27 protein-coding genes are annotated in these 16,737 nt (G+C 62.0%); 25 read left to right on the top strand and 2 right to left on the bottom strand.

Annotated features, from left to right (window positions below; translation table 11 throughout):
• Positions 1-20: 20 nt before the first annotated feature.
• The 23 genes from rplB to rplQ all read left to right on the top strand — a co-directional run bounded on the left by rplB (position 21) and on the right by rplQ (position 12,062).
• Positions 21-857, top strand: a complete 837-nt coding sequence (rplB, locus tag IEV58_RS13020; protein ID WP_188410140.1) for a 50S ribosomal protein L2 — start codon at positions 21-23, stop codon at positions 855-857.
• 14 nt (positions 858-871) lie between these two features.
• Complete coding sequence (gene rpsS, locus IEV58_RS13015) at positions 872-1,150, top strand: 30S ribosomal protein S19 (protein WP_188410139.1); 279 nt, start codon at positions 872-874, stop codon at positions 1,148-1,150.
• Between the two features lie 3 nt (positions 1,151-1,153).
• The gene (rplV, locus tag IEV58_RS13010; protein ID WP_188410138.1) at positions 1,154-1,534 is read left to right on the top strand and encodes a 50S ribosomal protein L22; all 381 of its coding nucleotides are present in this window, start codon (positions 1,154-1,156) and stop codon (positions 1,532-1,534) included.
• Positions 1,534-2,253 (top strand): 30S ribosomal protein S3, encoded by a 720-nt coding sequence (gene rpsC / locus IEV58_RS13005; RefSeq protein ID WP_188410137.1) that lies wholly within the window; start codon positions 1,534-1,536, stop codon positions 2,251-2,253. Before rplV ends, rpsC begins: the two co-directional genes overlap by 1 nt.
• 25 nt (positions 2,254-2,278) lie before the next feature.
• Positions 2,279-2,692: a 50S ribosomal protein L16 gene (rplP, locus tag IEV58_RS13000; protein ID WP_188410136.1), complete on the top strand. Its 414-nt coding sequence runs from the start codon at positions 2,279-2,281 to the stop codon at positions 2,690-2,692.
• A gap of 10 nt (positions 2,693-2,702) precedes the next feature.
• The gene (gene rpmC, locus IEV58_RS12995; RefSeq protein WP_188410135.1) at positions 2,703-2,912 is read left to right on the top strand and encodes a 50S ribosomal protein L29; all 210 of its coding nucleotides are present in this window, start codon (positions 2,703-2,705) and stop codon (positions 2,910-2,912) included.
• Positions 2,913-2,923: 11 nt separating this feature from the next.
• Positions 2,924-3,163, top strand: coding sequence for a 30S ribosomal protein S17 (gene rpsQ / locus IEV58_RS12990; RefSeq protein WP_188410134.1), 240 nt, complete (start codon positions 2,924-2,926; stop codon positions 3,161-3,163).
• A 72-nt stretch (positions 3,164-3,235) separates the two neighbouring features.
• A complete protein-coding gene (gene rplN / locus IEV58_RS12985; protein WP_188410133.1) occupies positions 3,236-3,604 on the top strand; it encodes a 50S ribosomal protein L14 in 369 nt (122 codons plus the stop codon).
• Positions 3,604-3,921, top strand: coding sequence for a 50S ribosomal protein L24 (gene rplX / locus IEV58_RS12980; protein ID WP_188410132.1), 318 nt, complete (start codon positions 3,604-3,606; stop codon positions 3,919-3,921). The genes rplN and rplX overlap by 1 nt, the downstream gene beginning before the upstream one ends.
• Positions 3,914-4,474, top strand: coding sequence for a 50S ribosomal protein L5 (rplE, locus tag IEV58_RS12975; RefSeq protein ID WP_188410131.1), 561 nt, complete (start codon positions 3,914-3,916; stop codon positions 4,472-4,474). The genes rplX and rplE overlap by 8 nt, the downstream gene beginning before the upstream one ends.
• 11 nt (positions 4,475-4,485) lie before the next feature.
• Entirely contained in the window at positions 4,486-4,791 is a 306-nt protein-coding gene (gene rpsN / locus IEV58_RS12970) for a 30S ribosomal protein S14 (protein WP_188410130.1), read from the top strand.
• A gap of 13 nt (positions 4,792-4,804) precedes the next feature.
• Positions 4,805-5,203: a 30S ribosomal protein S8 gene (rpsH, locus tag IEV58_RS12965; protein WP_188410129.1), complete on the top strand. Its 399-nt coding sequence runs from the start codon at positions 4,805-4,807 to the stop codon at positions 5,201-5,203.
• A gap of 33 nt (positions 5,204-5,236) precedes the next feature.
• Positions 5,237-5,770 (top strand): 50S ribosomal protein L6, encoded by a 534-nt coding sequence (gene rplF / locus IEV58_RS12960; protein ID WP_188410128.1) that lies wholly within the window; start codon positions 5,237-5,239, stop codon positions 5,768-5,770.
• Positions 5,771-5,782: 12 nt separating this feature from the next.
• Positions 5,783-6,145, top strand: coding sequence for a 50S ribosomal protein L18 (gene rplR / locus IEV58_RS12955; protein WP_188410127.1), 363 nt, complete (start codon positions 5,783-5,785; stop codon positions 6,143-6,145).
• Between the two features lie 51 nt (positions 6,146-6,196).
• On the top strand, positions 6,197-6,763 hold the full coding sequence (gene rpsE / locus IEV58_RS12950) for a 30S ribosomal protein S5 (RefSeq protein ID WP_188410126.1): 567 nt from the start codon (positions 6,197-6,199) through the stop codon (positions 6,761-6,763).
• A gap of 17 nt (positions 6,764-6,780) precedes the next feature.
• Positions 6,781-6,990 (top strand): 50S ribosomal protein L30, encoded by a 210-nt coding sequence (gene rpmD / locus IEV58_RS12945; RefSeq protein WP_188410125.1) that lies wholly within the window; start codon positions 6,781-6,783, stop codon positions 6,988-6,990.
• Between the two features lie 18 nt (positions 6,991-7,008).
• Entirely contained in the window at positions 7,009-7,494 is a 486-nt protein-coding gene (gene rplO, locus IEV58_RS12940; protein ID WP_188410124.1) for a 50S ribosomal protein L15, read from the top strand.
• A gap of 42 nt (positions 7,495-7,536) precedes the next feature.
• Entirely contained in the window at positions 7,537-8,871 is a 1,335-nt protein-coding gene (gene secY, locus IEV58_RS12935) for a preprotein translocase subunit SecY (protein ID WP_188410123.1), read from the top strand.
• Positions 8,868-9,458: an adenylate kinase gene (locus tag IEV58_RS12930; RefSeq protein ID WP_188410122.1), complete on the top strand. Its 591-nt coding sequence runs from the start codon at positions 8,868-8,870 to the stop codon at positions 9,456-9,458. The genes secY and IEV58_RS12930 overlap by 4 nt, the downstream gene beginning before the upstream one ends.
• A 191-nt stretch (positions 9,459-9,649) precedes the next feature.
• Entirely contained in the window at positions 9,650-10,018 is a 369-nt protein-coding gene (gene rpsM / locus IEV58_RS12925) for a 30S ribosomal protein S13 (RefSeq protein WP_188410121.1), read from the top strand.
• An 82-nt stretch (positions 10,019-10,100) separates the two neighbouring features.
• Complete coding sequence (rpsK, locus tag IEV58_RS12920) at positions 10,101-10,490, top strand: 30S ribosomal protein S11 (RefSeq protein WP_188410120.1); 390 nt, start codon at positions 10,101-10,103, stop codon at positions 10,488-10,490.
• 84 nt (positions 10,491-10,574) lie between these two features.
• Positions 10,575-11,591 carry a DNA-directed RNA polymerase subunit alpha gene (locus tag IEV58_RS12915; RefSeq protein WP_188410119.1) on the top strand — a complete coding sequence of 339 codons (1,017 nt, stop codon included), beginning with the start codon at positions 10,575-10,577 and terminating at the stop codon, positions 11,589-11,591.
• 42 nt (positions 11,592-11,633) lie between these two features.
• The gene (gene rplQ / locus IEV58_RS12910) at positions 11,634-12,062 is read left to right on the top strand and encodes a 50S ribosomal protein L17 (RefSeq protein ID WP_188410118.1); all 429 of its coding nucleotides are present in this window, start codon (positions 11,634-11,636) and stop codon (positions 12,060-12,062) included.
• Between the two features lie 95 nt (positions 12,063-12,157).
• Here rplQ and IEV58_RS12905 read toward each other — a convergent pair whose 3' ends face one another.
• Both IEV58_RS12905 and IEV58_RS12900 read right to left on the bottom strand, forming a co-directional pair.
• On the bottom strand, positions 12,158-13,309 hold the full coding sequence (locus IEV58_RS12905; RefSeq protein WP_229729409.1) for a M48 family metallopeptidase: 1,152 nt from the start codon (positions 13,307-13,309) through the stop codon (positions 12,158-12,160).
• Positions 13,272-13,829, bottom strand: a complete 558-nt coding sequence (locus IEV58_RS12900; RefSeq protein WP_229729408.1) for a LemA family protein — start codon at positions 13,827-13,829, stop codon at positions 13,272-13,274. The genes IEV58_RS12905 and IEV58_RS12900 overlap by 38 nt, the downstream gene beginning before the upstream one ends.
• Positions 13,830-13,937: 108 nt before the next feature.
• Here IEV58_RS12900 and IEV58_RS12895 point away from each other — a divergent pair, with 108 nt between their 5' ends.
• Both IEV58_RS12895 and IEV58_RS12890 read left to right on the top strand, forming a co-directional pair.
• Positions 13,938-15,350 carry a DegQ family serine endoprotease gene (locus IEV58_RS12895; protein ID WP_188410115.1) on the top strand — a complete coding sequence of 471 codons (1,413 nt, stop codon included), beginning with the start codon at positions 13,938-13,940 and terminating at the stop codon, positions 15,348-15,350.
• Entirely contained in the window at positions 15,347-16,657 is a 1,311-nt protein-coding gene (locus IEV58_RS12890) for a replication-associated recombination protein A (RefSeq protein ID WP_188410114.1), read from the top strand. The genes IEV58_RS12895 and IEV58_RS12890 overlap by 4 nt, the downstream gene beginning before the upstream one ends.
• The last annotated feature ends 80 nt before the right edge of the window (positions 16,658-16,737 follow it).

Below are 16,737 nucleotides of genomic sequence, written 5' to 3'. Positions count from 1 at the left end.
GAGCGGCGGGGAGAGTAAAAATGGCACTGAAGACGTTTAAACCCATTACGCCGAGCCTTCGCCAGCTCGTCATCGTCGACCGTTCCGAGCTCTACAAGGGCAAGCCGGTCAAGTCGCTGACGGAAGGCCTGAGCAAGTCCGGCGGTCGCAACAATCACGGCCGTGTCACTGTCCGCTTTCGTGGCGGCGGTCACAAGCGGACCTATCGCGTCATCGATTTCAAGCGCCGCAAGTTCGATGTGGCAGCGACGGTCGAGCGAATCGAGTATGACCCCAACCGGTCGGCTTTCATCGCTCTTCTGACCTACACCGATGGCGAGCAGGCCTATATCCTGGCTCCGCAGCGTTTGGCGACGGGTGCGACGGTTGTCGCCGGCACCCAGGTCGACGTGAAGCCGGGTAACGCTATGCCGGTTGGCAACATGCCGGTCGGCACGATCGTCCACAATGTGGAGCTGAAGATCGGCCGTGGCGGACAGATTGCCCGTTCGGCTGGCGCCTATGCGCAGATCGTGGGTCGCGACCAGGGATATGTGATCCTGCGTCTCAACTCCGGCGAGCAGCGCTTGGTCAATGGACAGTGCATGGCGACCGTTGGTGCGGTCTCCAATCCTGACCACAGCAACATCAATTACGGCAAGGCTGGACGTTCGCGTTGGCTCGGCCGGCGCCCGCACAATCGCGGCGTGACCATGAACCCGGTTGACCATCCGCACGGCGGCGGCGAAGGCCGCACCTCGGGTGGCCGCCATCCCGTCACCCCGTGGGGCAAGCCCACCAAGGGTAAGAAAACCCGTCGTAATAAGGCGACGGATAAGTTCATCATTTCGAGCCGCCACGCTCGGAAGAAGAAGTGAGCGAGGCCTGAACCATGGCACGTTCTGTTTGGAAAGGCCCCTTCGTCGACGGTTTCCTCTTCAAGAAAGCGGAAGCCGCCCGCGGATCGGGTCGCGCAGAAGTCATCAAGACCTGGAGCCGTCGCTCCACCATTCTGCCGCAGTTCGTCGGCCTCACCTTTGGGGTCTACAACGGGCAGAAGCACGTTCCGGTCTACGTCTCGGAAGAGATGGTCGGCCACAAGTTCGGCGAGTTTTCTCCGACGCGGACCTATTACGGTCACGCAGCGGACAAGAAAGCGAAGAGGAAGTAAGCCATGGGCAAGCCAGCGCGTGAGCGCACGCTCCCTGAGAACGAGGCCAAGGCTGTTGCGCGCAATCTCCGGATTTCGCCGCAGAAGCTGAACCTCGTCGCAGGCCTGATCCGCGGCAAGAAGGTCAACAAGGCGTTGGCCGACCTGCAGTTTTCGCGCAAGCGGATTTCCGGCGACGTCCGCAAGACGTTGGAGTCGGCAATCGCCAATGCCGAGAACAACCACAACCTTGACGTCGATGATCTGATCGTCGCCGAGGCCTATGTGGGCAAGGCACTGGTGATGAAGCGTTTCAGCCCGCGCGCTCGCGGTCGTGTTGGCCGGATCGAGAAGCCTTTCTCGCATCTGACCATCGTGGTTCGCCAGGTTCAGGAGTCTGCCTGATGGGACAGAAGATCAATCCGATCGGGCTTCGGCTCGGTATCAATCGCACGTGGGATTCGCGCTGGTTCGCGACGCGCGCGGAATACGGCAAGCTGCTTCATGAGGATCTGCGCATTCGCGAGGCTCTTCTGAAGGATCTGAAGCAGGCAGCCGTGTCGCGCATCGTCATCGAGCGCCCCCACAAGAAGTGCCGCGTGACGATCCATTCGGGTCGTCCCGGCGTGGTGATCGGCAAGAAGGGCGCCGACATCGAGAAGCTTCGCAAGAAGGTCGGCTCGATGACGGATTCCGAGGTGCACATCAACATCGTTGAGGTGCGCAAGCCGGAAATCGATGCGCAGCTGGTGGCCGATTCGATCACCCAGCAGCTCGAGCGCCGCGTGGCTTTCCGCCGCGCCATGAAACGGGCGGTGCAATCGGCCATGCGTCTCGGCGCAGAAGGCATCCGCATCACCTGCTCGGGCCGTCTGGGTGGCGCTGAAATCGCGCGTACCGAGTGGTATCGCGAAGGACGCGTGCCATTGCACACGCTACGTGCCGACATTGATTACGGCGTGTCCACCGCCATGACGGCCATGGGCACATGCGGCGTCAAGGTTTGGATTTTCAAGGGCGAGATCATGGAGCACGACCCGCTCGCCCAGGACAAGCGTATGAACGAAGGTGCTGGAAGCGGCGAGCAGTCGCGGTCCGGTGGCCGTCGCGAAGCCGCAGCCTGAACGCGGGACGTGAGAGGTTAGTCAAATGCTGCAACCGAAACGGACGAAGTTCCGCAAGCAGTTCAAGGGCCGCATCAGCGGTACCGCGAAGGGCGGCACCGATCTGGCTTTCGGGACCTTTGGTCTCAAGGCCGTTGATCCCGAGCGCATCACCGCGCGTCAGATCGAGGCGGCTCGCCGCGCGATGACGCGTCATATGAAGCGTGCAGGTCGCGTGTGGATCCGTGTGTTCCCGGATGTGCCGGTGTCGAAGAAGCCGACCGAAGTGCGCATGGGTAAGGGCAAGGGCGCTCCTGAATTCTGGGCCGCCAAGGTCAAGCCTGGGCGCATCATGTTCGAGCTCGACGGCGTGGACGAGGAAATCGCACGTGAGGCGCTTCGCCTTGCCGCTGCGAAGCTCCCGATCCGCACCCGTTTCGTGCAGCGCATCGCGGACTGAGGGTAGAGAGATGGCAAAGACCAGTGACTTCCCGACTCTCACGGCCGATCAGCTTGGCGACGAGCTGCTCAAGCTGAAGAAGGAGCAGTTCAATCTGCGCTTCCAGCGGGCGACCGGCCAGCTTGAGAACACCGCGCGCGTGAAGGCGGTTCGCCGCGACATCGCACGTATCAAAACCTTCGCGCAGCAGAAGAAGCGCGCGGACCAGGCCAAGGCGTAAGGGATACCGAGATGCCAAAACGTATTTTGCAGGGCGTCGTCGTGTCCGACAAGACGGACAAGACCGTCGTCGTCAAGGTCGAGCGCCGGTTCACGCATCCGCTTTTCAAGAAGACGGTGCGCCGGACCAAGAACTATCACGCCCATGACGAGGCCAATCGCTGCAAGGTCGGCGACATTGTCCAGATCGTGGAAAGCCGCCCGATCTCCAAGCTGAAGAGCTGGGTGGTCCTGGACGAAGCGGCAAGCTGAAGACGAGTTGAGGTTGATCGGGAGCAGGTCCCTTGAGGGAAACCGGCCCGATAAGAGAGAAGGCAGCATGCCATGATTCAGATGCAGACCAATCTCGACGTCGCGGATAACTCCGGTGCGCGCCGTGTGATGTGCATCAAGGTGCTCGGCGGATCGAAGCGCAAGTATGCGTCGGTCGGCGATATTATCGTCGTCTCCGTCAAGGAAGCCATTCCGCGCGGTCGCGTGAAGAAGGGCGACGTGATGAAGGCGGTCGTCGTTCGCACGGCCAAGGACATTCGCCGCGTCGACGGATCCGTGATCCGCTTCGATCGCAATGCGGCGGTCCTGGTCAATAAGGAAGGCGAGCCTGTCGGCACGCGTATCTTTGGACCGGTTCCGCGCGAGCTGCGCCTGAAGAACCATATGAAGATCATTTCGCTTGCGCCGGAGGTGCTGTGATGGCCGCGAAAATCCGCAAGGGTGACAAGGTCGTCGTGCTCGCCGGCCGCGACAAGGGCAAGACTGGCGAGGTGACCCAGGTTCTCCCCAAGGAGAACCGAGCCATCGTCAAGGGTGTCAACGTTGTGGTTCGCCATCAGCGTCAGACCCAGGCCCAGGAAGGCGGCCTGATCCGCAAGGAAGCGCCGCTCAATCTTTCGAACCTCGCCCACCTTGACCCCAAGGACGGCAAGCCGACCCGCGTCGGTTTCCAGATCCTTGAAGACGGTCGCAAGGTGCGTGTGGCAAAGCGCTCTGGGGAGCGGATCGATGCTTGATACGCAGAATTACGAGCCGCGGCTCAAGAAGCACTACAACGAGGTGGTTCGTGCGGCCCTGACGGAGAAGTTCGGATACAAGAACTCCTTCGAAGTTCCGGTCGTCGAAAAGGTCGTCCTCAACATGGGCGTTGGCGAGGCTGTCGCCGACTCCAAGAAGGCGACCTCCGCCGCCAAGGATCTCGGTTTGATCGCCGGCCAGCGGCCCGTGATCACCCGCGCCCGCACCTCCATCGCGACGTTCAAGCTGCGCGAAGGGCAGGCGGTCGGCGCCAAGGTGACGCTCCGCAAGGTTCGTATGTACGAGTTCCTGGATCGTCTGTTGAATATCGCGCTGCCGCGTGTCCGCGACTTCCGCGGGCTCAACCCGGGCAGTTTTGACGGTCGCGGCAACTACGCGATGGGAATCAAGGAACACATTGTGTTCCCCGAGATCAATTACGATCAGGTCGACCAGGTTCTGGGCATGGACGTGATCGTCTGCACGACGGCGAAGACGGACGATGAGGCGCGTGAGCTTCTCCGCGCCCTGAACTTTCCGTTCCGGAACTGAGCGAGGAACCGATGGCGAAGAAGAGCGCAATCGAGAAGAACAAGCGTCGGGCAAAGCTTGCCGCCCGTTACGCTTCAAAGCGTGCTGAGCTGAAGGCGATCGCGAACAACGAGGAGCTTTCGGGTGAGGAGCGTTTCACCGCCCGCCTGAAGCTTGCGGAGCTGCCGCGCAATTCGGCAAAGATCCGCATCCGCAACCGTTGTGAGGTTTCGGGTCGTCCGCGTGCTTTCTATCGCAAGCTGAAGATGTCTCGTATCGCCCTGCGTGAGCTCGGCAATAAGGGACTGATCCCCGGTCTCGTGAAGTCGAGCTGGTGAGGAGACGGTCGCTATGGCTATGAATGATCCGATCGGCGATATGCTGACCCGCATCCGCAACGCGCAGATGCGGCGCAAGACCAAGGTCTCGACGCCTGGCTCCACGCTTCGTGCGCGGGTGCTCGACGTTTTGAAGTCCGAGGGCTATATCCGCGACTATTCGACCACCGAATACGACGGTGGCCGAACCGAGTTCGAGATCGAGCTCAAGTATTTCGATGGCGTACCGGTGATCCGTGAGATCAGCCGCGTGTCGAAGCCTGGCCGCCGCGTCTATGCGTCGGTGAGCAACCTGCCGCGCGTGGCCAATGGCCTTGGCGTGGCGATCGTCTCCACGCCAAAGGGCGTGATGGCCGATCACGAGGCTCGCGACAATAACGTCGGTGGCGAAGTTCTCTGCACGATCTTCTGATCGCAGCGGAATAGATAGGAACGGAGTGCGCAGATGTCGCGCATCGGGAAGAAATCAGTGGCAGTTCCCAGCGGTGTGACCGCCTCGGTGGACGGCCAGCAGGTAAAGATGAAGGGTCCGAAGGGCGAACTGTCCTTTGTGCTCCATCAGGAAGTCACGGCCAAGCTTGAGGACGGCGCGATCACTGTGACACCGCGGTCCCAGGACAAGGTCGCGCGCTCGATGTGGGGCATGTCCCGCACCATGGTGCAGAACCTGGCGACTGGCGTCACCACCGGTTTCGAGCGCAAGCTCGAGATCGAAGGCGTCGGCTACAGGGCGGCTGTGCAGGGAAAGAACCTGCAGCTGTCTCTTGGCTACAGCCACGAAGTGCTTTATCCGATCCCGGATGGCATTCAGATCGCTTGCCCGAAGCCGACCGAGATTTCGATCTCCGGCATCAACAAGCAGCAGGTCGGCCAGGTCGCAGCGGAAATCCGCGAATTCCGTCCGCCGGAGCCTTATAAGGGCAAGGGCGTCCGGTATGCCGGCGAATTTATCTTCCGCAAGGAAGGCAAGAAGAAGTAAGGAACGCGAGCTATGGCGAAGAATCTTGTGGTTGAAGCCCGCCGCCGGGCGCGTGTTCGGCGGGCGGTTAAGAAGGCAGCGAGTGGACGGCTTCGTCTGTCCGTCTATCGCTCGTCCAAGAATATCTATGCGCAGCTGATCGACGATGTGCAGGGCGTGACAATCGTCGCGGCTTCCACCGTCGAAAAGGATCTGCGCAGCGGCCTGAAGACGGGAGCGGATACAGCGGCGGCCCAGGCGGTCGGCAAGCTGATCGCTGAACGCGCGGTTGAGAAGGGCGTCAAGGAGGTCGTGTTCGATCGCGGCTCCTACCTCTACCACGGCCGCGTCAAGGCACTCGCCGATGCCGCCCGCGAGGGCGGGCTGACATTCTGAGGATCACTGTGCGGTGCATGCCGCACGAGAGTTTAAGGACTAGAGAACGCCATGGCTCGTGAACGGGAACGCGACCGCGATCGCGAAGAGCGCGACAGCGAATTCGTCGATAAGCTGGTGCACATCAATCGCGTGGCGAAGGTCGTCAAGGGCGGCCGTCGCTTCGGCTTTGCTGCGCTTGTCGTCGTCGGCGACCAGAAGGGCCGTGTCGGTTTCGGACATGGCAAGGCCCGCGAGGTGCCGGAGGCCATCCGCAAGGCGACCGAGGCTGCCAAGCGCGGCATGGTGCGCGTTGCGCTGCGCGAAGGCCGCACCCTGCATCATGATGTCGCCGGCCGCTGGGGCGCAGGCAAGGTGATCCTGCGTGCGGCTCCGGCCGGTACGGGCATCATCGCCGGCGGTCCGATGCGCGCTGTCTTCGAGACGCTTGGCGTCCAGGACATCGTCGCCAAGTCGCTGGGATCATCCAATCCCTACAACATGGTGCGTGCGACCTTCTCGGCGCTCAAGGCAGAGGACAGCCCGCGTTCGGTCGCGGCACGTCGCGGCCTGAAGGTGTCGGCTCTGCAGTCCCGTCGCCGTGACGTGGATGGCGATGCCGCCGCCGCTGAGGCGTGAGACCAGGAGACAGGATCATGGCCAAAGCCGCTAAGAAAACCAACGACAAGACCGTAACGGTCGAGCAGACCGGAAGCCCCATCCGGCGTCCGCAGGATCAGCGCGCGACCCTGGTTGGTCTCGGCCTTAACAAGGTCGGCCGCCGTCGCACGCTTACCGACACGCCGGCTGTGCGCGGCATGATTGCCAAGGTGGCTCACCTCGTCCGTGTCGTCGACGAAGTCTGACCGACGGAGATTTAGATTATGAAGCTCAACGATCTTCGGGATAATCCCGGCGCTTCCAAGGAGCGGATCCGCGTAGGACGCGGCATCGGTTCCGGCAAGGGCAAGACCGGCGGCCGTGGCGTTAAGGGTCAGAAGTCACGCAGCGGCGTGGCTATCAAGGCCTACGAAGGCGGTCAGATGTCGCTCTACCGCCGCCTGCCAAAGCGTGGTTTCGTCAACATCTTCGCCAAGGACCTGAACGAGCTGAGCCTCGGCCGGGTGCAGAAGGCGATCGATGCCGGCAAGCTTGACGCCAAGAGCCCAGTGACCATTGAGGCGCTGGTTGCGGCTGGTGTCATCTCCAAGCCGCGCGAAGGCGTGAAGCTGCTTGGCGGCAGCGAACTGACGACCAAGAAGGTGGCCTTCGAGGTCTATGCTGCGACAAAGGGCGCACGCGAGGCCGTCGAAAAAGCTGGTGGTACGATCAAGATCCTGGGTGAGACGCCGAGCGCGGACGCCTCCTGACCCCTATATAGGGGCAGTGACGGACGAACGGAGTAGGGGACGATGGCCTCGGCGGCGGAACAGCTCGCAGCAAATCTGAATTTTTCGGCTCTCTCCAAAGCGACGGAGCTGAAGAAGCGCATCTGGTTCACGCTCGGTGCCCTGATCGTCTATCGTCTCGGAACCTACATTCCGTTGCCGGGGATTGATCCCCAGGCGTTGGCGCAGATCTTCCAGCAGCAACAGGCCGGGATCCTCGGCCTGTTCAACATGTTTTCGGGTGGAGCCGTTGGCCGCATGGCCATCTTCGCCCTGAACATCATGCCGTACATCTCGGCCTCCATCATTGTGCAGATCATGACGGCGGTTGTTCCGCGTCTTGAGCAGCTGAAGAAGGAAGGCGAGGCGGGCCGCAAGGTCATCAACCAGTATACGCGCTACGGCACGGTCTTTCTTGCCACGCTCCAGGCCTACGGCATCGCTGTGGGGCTTCAAAGCGCCCAAGGCGTTGTTATCGAGCCTGGCATCTTCTTCATCATCACCGCGGTGATCACGCTGGTCGGCGGCACCATGTTCCTGATGTGGCTGGGTGAGCAGATCACCTCCCGCGGCATCGGCAACGGCATTTCGCTGATCATTTTCGCGGGCATTGTCGCGGAACTGCCGTCTGCCTTGGCGGGAACGCTGGAACTGGGACGTCAGGGTGCGCTGTCAACCGGCATCATCCTCACCATCATCGTTCTGGCTATCGTGGTCATTGCCTTCGTGGTGTTCATGGAGCGTGCGCAGCGTCGCTTGCTGATCCAGTATCCGAAGCGTCAGGTCTCGGCGACCCGGATGGCAGGCGGGGAATCCTCTCATCTCCCGCTGAAGGTCAACACCGCCGGCGTGATCCCGCCGATCTTTGCCTCGTCGCTGCTGCTGATGCCGACGACGGTCGCGGGCTTTGCAAGCGCGGGCGGTCCCGGTTGGCTCACGACGCTCACGGCCTACATTGGCCATGGCCAGCCGCTCTATATGGCGCTTTATGTCGCGCTCATCGTGTTCTTCTGCTTCTTCTACACCGCCATCGTCTTCAACCCACAGGAGACGGCGGAGAACCTGAAGAAGTATGGTGGCTTCATCCCTGGCGTTCGCCCGGGAGAGCGCACGGCGGAATATATCGATTACGTGCTGACGCGCATCACGGTCATCGGCGCGGCCTACATCGCTCTGGTCTGCCTGATCCCGGAAATTCTGATCTCCTATGCAGCCGTTCCCTTCTACTTTGGCGGTACCTCGCTGTTGATTGTCGTCAGCGTGACAATGGATACCGTTTCCCAGGTGCAGGGACATCTTTACGCGGCGCAGTATGAGGGCCTCATCAAGAAGGCCAAGTTGAGAGGAAAGCGCCGATGAGACTGATTTTTTTGGGCCCGCCCGGGGCCGGCAAGGGCACCCAGTCACAAAGGCTGGTGACCAGGTTCGACATTCCGCAGCTCTCTACCGGAGACATGCTGCGGGCAGCCGTGGCCTCCGGCTCTGAGATCGGCCGCAAGGCAAAGGCCGTGATGGACGCCGGCGGACTTGTCTCCGACGAGATCGTCGTTGGCATCGTGGCGGACCGTATCGAGGAAGCCGACGCGCGCCGTGGCTTCATCCTCGACGGCTTTCCGAGGACCGTGGGCCAGGCCGATGCGCTTGAGCGGATGCTGAAGGAAAAAGGCCTCACGCTCGATGCGGTTATCGAATTGAAGGTGGATGAGGATGCTCTCATCGGCCGCATTGAGAAGCGGGCGGCGGAGACGCTGGCTCGTGGCGAGGCGGTGCGCAAGGACGACAATCCCGACGTCTTTCGCAAGCGCCTGCAGGAATACAAGGCTGTCACGGCGCAGCTCACGCCCTACTATAGGGAGCGGGGGCTGCTCAGCGAAGTGGACGGAATGGCGGGGATCGACGAGGTGACTCGTCAGATCAACGACATTCTGGCACATGCTGAAGCGTGATTGAGAGGTTGACGCGGCTTTCCTGAATCCCTTATACACCGGCTTCCGACAGATTTGGTCTGTTGCGGTGCTGGTCTTCTGTTGGCAGATGGCCGGTGCCTTTTCGCTTTTGCCGGTGACTGTCGGGGGTTCCGAAGAGCATTGGTTTTGGTTGGGCTTTCGGGGCCCGGTGACAATAACGGAGACGTAACGTGGCGCGTATCGCTGGCGTCAATATTCCGACGAATAAGCGCGTCATTATCGCGCTTCAGTACATCCATGGCATCGGCGCTAAGAAGGCCGAAGAGATCTGCGAGAAGGTTTCCATCCCGCTCGATCGCCGTGTGAACCAGCTGTCGGATGCTGATGTAATTCAAATTCGTGAGACGATCGATCGCGATTATCTCGTCGAGGGTGATCTTCGTCGCGATGTCGCGATGAACATCAAGCGCCTCATGGACCTCGGTTGCTATCGTGGCCTGCGCCACCGTCGCGGACTGCCGGTTCGTGGTCAGCGCACCCACACCAACGCCCGCACCCGCAAGGGTAAGGCGAAGCCGATCGCTGGCAAGAAGAAGTAATAAGGGTCGCGCGGCGGTCGCGCGGCTCGTCCCGAGCGCCTGGGATTACGGGCGCGCCTGAAGGACTGTAAGGACTGATTGAATGGCCAAAGAAGTTACCCGCGTTCGCCGCCGCGAGCGAAAGAACATCGTCTCGGGCGTCGCGCATGTGAACGCCTCGTTCAACAACACCATGGTCACCATCACCGACGTGCAGGGCAATACCGTGTCCTGGTCGTCCGCTGGCACCATGGGGTTCAAGGGTTCGCGTAAGTCGACCCCCTATGCCGCCCAGATCGCAGCGGAAGACGCTGCGCGCAAGGCAGCCGAGCATGGCATGCGCACCCTTGAGGTGGAGGTGTCCGGTCCCGGCTCCGGCCGTGAGTCCGCTCTACGCGCCCTGCAGTCTGCCGGCTTCACGGTAACGGCGATCCGCGACGTGACGCCCATTCCGCACAACGGCTGCCGTCCGCGCAAGCGGCGCCGCGTGTGATCGAACCAGCCCTCCGGGGCTGGCTTTTCGCTCTTCGGGTGGCGGCCCGGGAGCGCATTTGTATTTAGACCTTAGGGTGCTGCCGTGATCCAGAAGAATTGGCAAGACCTCATCAAGCCGAGCAAGCTCGAGATTTCTGCCGGCGCCGACTCCAAGCGTATCGCGACCGTCGTCGCCGAGCCGCTGGAGCGTGGCTTTGGCGTGACCCTCGGCAACTCGCTGCGCCGCATCCTGCTGTCGTCGCTCCAGGGCGCCGCTGTCAGCTCGGTGCAGATCGATGGCGTGCTGCATGAGTTCTCGTCCATCGCGGGCGTTCGTGAGGACGTGACGGACATCGTCCTGAACATCAAGGACATCGCCATCAGGATGCAGGGCGAGGGCCCGAAGCGCCTGACCCTGAAGAAGACCGGCCCTGGCGTCGTCACCGCCGGCGACATTCAGGTCTCCGGCGATACGGAAGTTCTGAACCCGGATCTGGTGCTGTGCACGCTCGATGAGGGTGCGGATGTTCGCATGGAACTGACGGTGGAAACCGGCAAGGGCTATGTGACCGCCGAGCGTAACCGGCCCGAGGATGCGCCGATCGGTCTTATCCCGATCGACAGCCTGTTCTCGCCGGTCAAGAAGGTTTCCTACAAGGTCGAGAACACCCGCGAGGGCCAGATCCTCGATTACGACAAGCTGACCATGACCATCGAGACCAACGGATCGGTCTCGCCGGAGGATGCCCTGGCCTATGCCGCTCGCATCCTGCAGGATCAGCTGGAAATCTTCCTCAACTTCGAAGAGCCGAAGAAGGAAGCCGCCGAGAGCACCATTCCGGAGCTGGCTTTCAACCCGGCTTTCCTCAAGAAGGTGGACGAGCTGGAACTGTCGGTTCGCTCCGCGAACTGCCTCAAGAACGACAACATCGTCTACATCGGCGATCTCGTGCAGAAGTCCGAGGCGGAAATGCTCCGCACCCCGAACTTCGGCCGTAAGTCGCTGAACGAGATCAAGGAAGTGCTGGCGCAGATGGGCCTCCATCTTGGTATGGAAGTCCCTGGCTGGCCGCCGGAGAACATCGAAGAGCTGGCCAAGCGCTTCGAAGAGCATTATTGAGCGCGCGACGGATGTCGTCCGCTGCATGAGGAGTGACTTGATATGATGCACGGCAAGCGCGGCCGCCGGTTCAATCGGCGCCAGGGTCACCGGAAAGCGATGTTCGCCAACCTCGCTCTTTCGCTGATCGAGCACGAGCAGATCGTGACCACCCTGCCGAAGGCCAAGGATCTGCGTCCTGTGGTCGAGAAGCTGATCACCCTCGGCAAGCGGGGCGACCTGCACGCACGCCGTCAGGCGATCGCCGAGATCGGTCATGTGCCGACGGTCCAGAAGCTGTTCTCGGTTATCGCCGAGCGCTACAAGGAGCGTCCGGGCGGCTACACCCGCATTCTCAAGGCCGGCTTCCGCCATGGCGACAATGCGCCGGTGGCCGTAATCGAGCTCGTTGACCGCGATATGGACGCCAAGGGCGCTGCCGATCGCGCGCGCGCCGAGGCCGAGGGCTCGCAGGAAGCTGTTGCAGCCTGATCGTCCTCGAAGGACGCAAACAAAAAGGGCGGCTTATGGCCGCCCTTTTTGCTGTTTAAAGTCGCTGGTGAGGCACTGAGCTTCCCAACGTGTTGTCACTGTCGGCGGGCGGCCAATTGCGGCTTCAATGACCCCCAGGGCCCCGCGGGCGGGATGTAAGGGCCGGGGTCCCGTCCACCTGCAGTTTGCACGAGAGCCTGAACACGGTCTTCGATAGATGGATGTGTGGCGAAGAGGCTCGCCATGAATCCTGTCTTGGCGTGATCATCGAAGAACATCGGCCGAACGTCTGCCGGCACGTCCACGACATGGGACCGCCCCTCGATCTTGCGCAGGGCCGAAATCATGGCGTCTGGATTTTTCGTCAGTTCCACGGCACCGCCGTCGGCCATGAATTCACGGCTGCGCGAGATCGTGAAGCGGATGACGATGGCCAGCAGACGCGCCAGAAAGATGAGGGCTACCGCGATCAGCAGCAGAATGATGATGGCTCCTGCACCGCCGCTGCCCTTCTTCCCACTGGAGTTCCCACTGCTGTGGGTCCCGCCGCCCCATGTGGGGCCGCCCCATCGGCCGTCGCCGGGAGAGGGCTCGAAGATGCGCCAGCTGCGCGAGAGGAGATCGCCAGCGAGCGATATGATCCCGGCAAAGGCAGTGGCGATGACGAGCAGGCGAACGTCGCTGTTTCTGATGTGCGTGAGTTCGTGGGCGAGAACCGCTTCAAGTTCCTCGTCAGACAGCGTGTCCATCAACCCTCGGGTTACGGCGATCATATGCTGGGATCGCGTCAGTCCGGCAGCATAGGCGTTGAGTGCCTCCGTCTCCATGATCCGTAGCCGCGGCATCGGCATGCCGCGAGAGATGCAGAGGTTTTCGAGCAGGTTGTACAGTCTCGGTTCGTCTTGACGGGCGACACTTCGTGCGCCTGTCGCGGCCGAGATGATCCAAACATTGCTGAAGTAGGCGATAGTGAACCAGATCGCTGCTGCCGCAACAGCTACGGGCAGTAGCGATGGCGCCCGGTAGACACCAAGCTCAAGCGCACTGGCCACATCCTGCCCCTCAAATGCCAGCATGACGATCGAAAAGGCATAGAGGATCAGGAACAGAAGGAGGGGAAAGCCCGCAAGCAACGCCAATGATTTGAGGGCGTTGTTCCAGATGTGCGTGCGCAGGCCGACGGTGCCGAACATGATGCGGGAGGCGGCGTCAGAACTTGACCTGCGGGGCCGTTTCAACCGTCGCACGCTCGGTCTCCGGCACCTCGAAGAACTCGCGTGACCTGAAGCCGAGCGCCGAGGCGAAAAGGACGGCCGGGAATGTTTCGATGGCGGCGTTGAACTCTGAGACGGCGTTGTTGAAGAAGCGGCGCGCGGCCGCGATCTTGTTCTCGATGTCGGACAGTTCCGACTGAAGCTGCAGGAAGTTCGTGTTGGCCTTCAGGTCAGGATAGCTTTCGGTAAGCGCGAAGAGTTGGCGCAGGGCGCCCGTCAGAACGCCTTCGGCCTGTGCTGTTGCCGCGGGGCCGGAGGCTTGAACCGCAGCGTTGCGGGCATTGACCACTGCTTCCAATGTCTGCCGCTCATGTCCGGCATAGCCCTTCACGGTTTCGACGAGATTGGGGATCAGATCATAGCGCTGCTTGAGTTGGACATCGACGTCGGCCCAAGCCTGATTGGTTACCTGCCGCAGACGCACAAGCCGGTTGTAGATGCCGATGCCCGAAAGCACGCCAAGAGCGATGATGCCGAGGATAATCCATTCCAAGCTCAGTTCCTCCGGTTGGAATTTAATTCGGATGAGCATATCTCGCCTTTGGTATCTACACGATGAAGTTTCCCCTCGCTTGCGAGGCTTCCGTCAACGGAGATGTGGATGAAGACGATGCTTTACCTGGGCGCGGCGCTGGCACTGGCAACGACGCCGGCAACCGATGTCGCGATGGCGCAGGAACGGGCCGTGCCGCAGAGCCGGGCGGATGTGCAGCTGTCCTATGCGCCTGTGGTCAAGTCCGTCTCTCCCGCCGTGGTCAATGTTTACGCGTCTCGGGTGGTGCAGCAACGGCCCCGGGGCTTTCCCTTCGACGATCCCATCTTCCGGCAGTTCTTCGGAAACAGTCCCTTGGCGGTTCCCCGCGAGCGGGTGCAGCGCGCGCTTGGCTCCGGTGTCATCGTCTCCGCCGACGGCACGGTCGTGACCAACGTCCACGTCATCGATGGCGCTACCGAGATCAAGGTCGCCTTGGCCGACCGGCGCGAGTTCGAGGCGGAAGTCGTCATCCGTGACGAGCGCAGTGACATTGCCGTTCTGCGCATCAAGGACGGAGAGGACTTTCCCTTCATCGAGCTGTCGGATTCCGACGCTCTTGAAGTGGGTGATCTGGTGCTGGCGATCGGCAATCCCTATGGGCTTGGCCAGACCGTAACCTCAGGGATCGTGTCGGCCCTGCGGCGCGTTGAGCTGCGCTCAAACGATCAGCGCGTTTATATCCAGACGGATGCAGCCATCAATCAGGGCAATTCCGGCGGCGCACTCACCGATATGCGAGGACGGCTCGTCGGCATTAACACAGCGATCTTCTCTCGGTCCGGGGGCTCCGACGGCATCGGCTTCGCCGTGCCGGTCAATGTGGTGCGTCAGGTCATCGAGGCAGCGGAAGATGGCGAAGAGCGGGTGAAGCGTCCGTGGCTCGGCGCAACCCTCCAGAGCGTAACGCCTGACATCGCGACGAGTCTTGGTATCGAGCGCCCTTCGGGCGTGCTCGTCTCCGATCTGGTCCGGGGCGGCCCCGCTGAGGCCGCCGGCCTTCGCGTTGGCGACATCATCGTCACGATTGCCGATCAGCAGATCGAAACGCTGGAAGATTTTGGCTACCGCTTCTCCACGCGGCCGATTGGTGGCAGCGTCCCCATCACCTTCATCCGTGATGGCGAGACGCAGAACGTGGCTCTGTCTCTGGTGCCCGCGCCCGAGACACCGGCACGCGACGAGCGGCTCCTGGATGGCAATGGACCTGTCACAGGCGCGACCGTGCTCAACATGTCCCCGGCCGTCGCCGAGGAGCTGGGTCTCGAGACCGCGGGCTCCGGTGTGATCGTGGCGAAGGTAGCGGAAGGCTCGGTTGCGCAACGGATCGGGCTGAAGGAGGGCGACCGCATCAAGGCCTTGAATGATCGGGAGATCGACAGCACCCGAACGTTGGAGGCCGTCAATGCACGGCGTGACCGGATCTGGTCGCTGACCATCCAGCGGGGTGATCAGGTGCTGACGCAGTCGTTCCGCTCATGAGCGATCTCTTCGCCGCGGCCGGCATGGAGAGGGATGCGCCGCGGCCTCTCGCGGATCGGCTGCGCCCGGCGCGGCTTGCCGAAGTTGTGGGGCAGCAGCACCTCCTGGGCCCAGACGGGTCGCTGTCGCGGTTGATCGAGGCGGACAGCTTGGGCTCTTTGATCTTCTGGGGGCCGCCCGGCACGGGAAAGACCACCGTCGCCCGCCTGCTGGCTCACGAGACGGATCTTTATTTCGAGCCCATCTCCGCCATTTTCTCCGGCGTCGCGGACCTGAAGAAGATATTCGAGGCGGCGCGCGGTCGGCGGGCGGTGGGGCAGGGCACCCTTCTGTTCGTGGACGAGATCCACCGCTTCAACAGGGCTCAGCAGGACGCATTTCTGCCGGTGATGGAAGACGGGACCGTCACTTTGGTCGGCGCCACCACCGAAAATCCCTCCTTCGCCTTGAACTCCGCGCTTCTGTCTCGAGCTAGGGTCATGGTGTTCCAGCCGCTTGGCTCGGAAGCCGTGGCGCAGCTCCTGTCTCGGGCGGAAGACATCGAAGGCCGGGCCCTGCCTCTCGATGAGGAGGCGCGGGCCTCGCTCGTGCGAATGGCTGATGGTGATGGCCGGGCGGCGCTGACGTTGGCCGAAGAGGTCTGGCGAGCGGCGCGGACGGGTGAAATCTTCGGCCAGAACGCTTTGCAGGACATCATCCAGCGGCGGGCACCGATCTACGACAAGAGCCAGGATGGCCATTACAATCTGATCTCCGCCTTGCACAAATCAATCCGCGGCTCCGATCCCGATGCGGCGCTCTACTATCTCGCGCGAATGTTGGATGCGGGAGAGGACCCGAGATATCTCGCTCGCCGCCTGGTGCGTATGGCGGCCGAAGATATCGGCCTTGCCGACCCGCAGGCGCTGGGAATTTGCAATGCCGCGCGTGAGGCTTACGAACATCTCGGCACGCCCGAAGGTGAGCTCGCTCTCGCCGAGGCTTGCGTCTATCTCGCCACCGCGCCCAAATCCAATGCGGTCTATCTCGCCTATAAGGCCGCCCGCCGTGCCGCCAAGGAACATGGTTCGCTTGTGCCGCCCAAGCACATCCTCAATGCGCCGACCACGCTCATGAAGGAGAAGGACTACGGCAAGGGCTACCTCTATGACCACGATCAGGAGGATGCCTTTTCCGGCCAGGATTATTTCCCGGAGGCCCTGGGCCGGCAGCGGTTTTACGATCCGCCGGACCGGGGCTTCGAGCGGGAAATCCGCAAGAGGCTCGACTACTGGGACAAGCTGCGCCGGGAGCGCGGTGGGGGATAAGCGGACGAACTCAGGCTGCCTGGGTGCCTCTTCTGACGCATAATCCGCGGCGCCGCGCCTGGCCCGGCGGCCGAACACGG

The sequence above is a fragment of the Agaricicola taiwanensis genome, assembly GCF_014635245.1.
In the GTDB taxonomy this organism is placed as follows: Bacteria; Pseudomonadota; Alphaproteobacteria; order Rhizobiales; family Methylopilaceae; genus Agaricicola; species Agaricicola taiwanensis.
This window is presented reverse-complemented; position numbering and strand designations above follow the sequence as displayed.

What these genes read in the sequence shown, in the direction of transcription:
- rplB (WP_188410140.1), top strand. Translation starts at nt 21, where the DNA reads ATGGCACTGAAGACGTTTAAACCCATTACGCCGAGCCTTCGCCAGCTC.
- rpsS (WP_188410139.1), top strand. Translation starts at nt 872, where the DNA reads ATGGCACGTTCTGTTTGGAAAGGCCCCTTCGTCGACGGTTTCCTCTTC.
- rplV (WP_188410138.1), top strand. Translation starts at nt 1,154, where the DNA reads ATGGGCAAGCCAGCGCGTGAGCGCACGCTCCCTGAGAACGAGGCCAAG.
- rpsC (WP_188410137.1), top strand. Translation starts at nt 1,534, where the DNA reads ATGGGACAGAAGATCAATCCGATCGGGCTTCGGCTCGGTATCAATCGC.
- rplP (WP_188410136.1), top strand. Translation starts at nt 2,279, where the DNA reads ATGCTGCAACCGAAACGGACGAAGTTCCGCAAGCAGTTCAAGGGCCGC.
- rpmC (WP_188410135.1), top strand. Translation starts at nt 2,703, where the DNA reads ATGGCAAAGACCAGTGACTTCCCGACTCTCACGGCCGATCAGCTTGGC.
- rpsQ (WP_188410134.1), top strand. Translation starts at nt 2,924, where the DNA reads ATGCCAAAACGTATTTTGCAGGGCGTCGTCGTGTCCGACAAGACGGAC.
- rplN (WP_188410133.1), top strand. Translation starts at nt 3,236, where the DNA reads ATGATTCAGATGCAGACCAATCTCGACGTCGCGGATAACTCCGGTGCG.
- rplX (WP_188410132.1), top strand. Translation starts at nt 3,604, where the DNA reads ATGGCCGCGAAAATCCGCAAGGGTGACAAGGTCGTCGTGCTCGCCGGC.
- rplE (WP_188410131.1), top strand. Translation starts at nt 3,914, where the DNA reads ATGCTTGATACGCAGAATTACGAGCCGCGGCTCAAGAAGCACTACAAC.
- rpsN (WP_188410130.1), top strand. Translation starts at nt 4,486, where the DNA reads ATGGCGAAGAAGAGCGCAATCGAGAAGAACAAGCGTCGGGCAAAGCTT.
- rpsH (WP_188410129.1), top strand. Translation starts at nt 4,805, where the DNA reads ATGGCTATGAATGATCCGATCGGCGATATGCTGACCCGCATCCGCAAC.
- rplF (WP_188410128.1), top strand. Translation starts at nt 5,237, where the DNA reads ATGTCGCGCATCGGGAAGAAATCAGTGGCAGTTCCCAGCGGTGTGACC.
- rplR (WP_188410127.1), top strand. Translation starts at nt 5,783, where the DNA reads ATGGCGAAGAATCTTGTGGTTGAAGCCCGCCGCCGGGCGCGTGTTCGG.
- rpsE (WP_188410126.1), top strand. Translation starts at nt 6,197, where the DNA reads ATGGCTCGTGAACGGGAACGCGACCGCGATCGCGAAGAGCGCGACAGC.
- rpmD (WP_188410125.1), top strand. Translation starts at nt 6,781, where the DNA reads ATGGCCAAAGCCGCTAAGAAAACCAACGACAAGACCGTAACGGTCGAG.
- rplO (WP_188410124.1), top strand. Translation starts at nt 7,009, where the DNA reads ATGAAGCTCAACGATCTTCGGGATAATCCCGGCGCTTCCAAGGAGCGG.
- secY (WP_188410123.1), top strand. Translation starts at nt 7,537, where the DNA reads ATGGCCTCGGCGGCGGAACAGCTCGCAGCAAATCTGAATTTTTCGGCT.
- IEV58_RS12930 (WP_188410122.1), top strand. Translation starts at nt 8,868, where the DNA reads ATGAGACTGATTTTTTTGGGCCCGCCCGGGGCCGGCAAGGGCACCCAG.
- rpsK (WP_188410120.1), top strand. Translation starts at nt 10,101, where the DNA reads ATGGCCAAAGAAGTTACCCGCGTTCGCCGCCGCGAGCGAAAGAACATC.
- rplQ (WP_188410118.1), top strand. Translation starts at nt 11,634, where the DNA reads ATGATGCACGGCAAGCGCGGCCGCCGGTTCAATCGGCGCCAGGGTCAC.
- IEV58_RS12895 (WP_188410115.1), top strand. Translation starts at nt 13,938, where the DNA reads ATGAAGACGATGCTTTACCTGGGCGCGGCGCTGGCACTGGCAACGACG.
- IEV58_RS12890 (WP_188410114.1), top strand. Translation starts at nt 15,347, where the DNA reads ATGAGCGATCTCTTCGCCGCGGCCGGCATGGAGAGGGATGCGCCGCGG.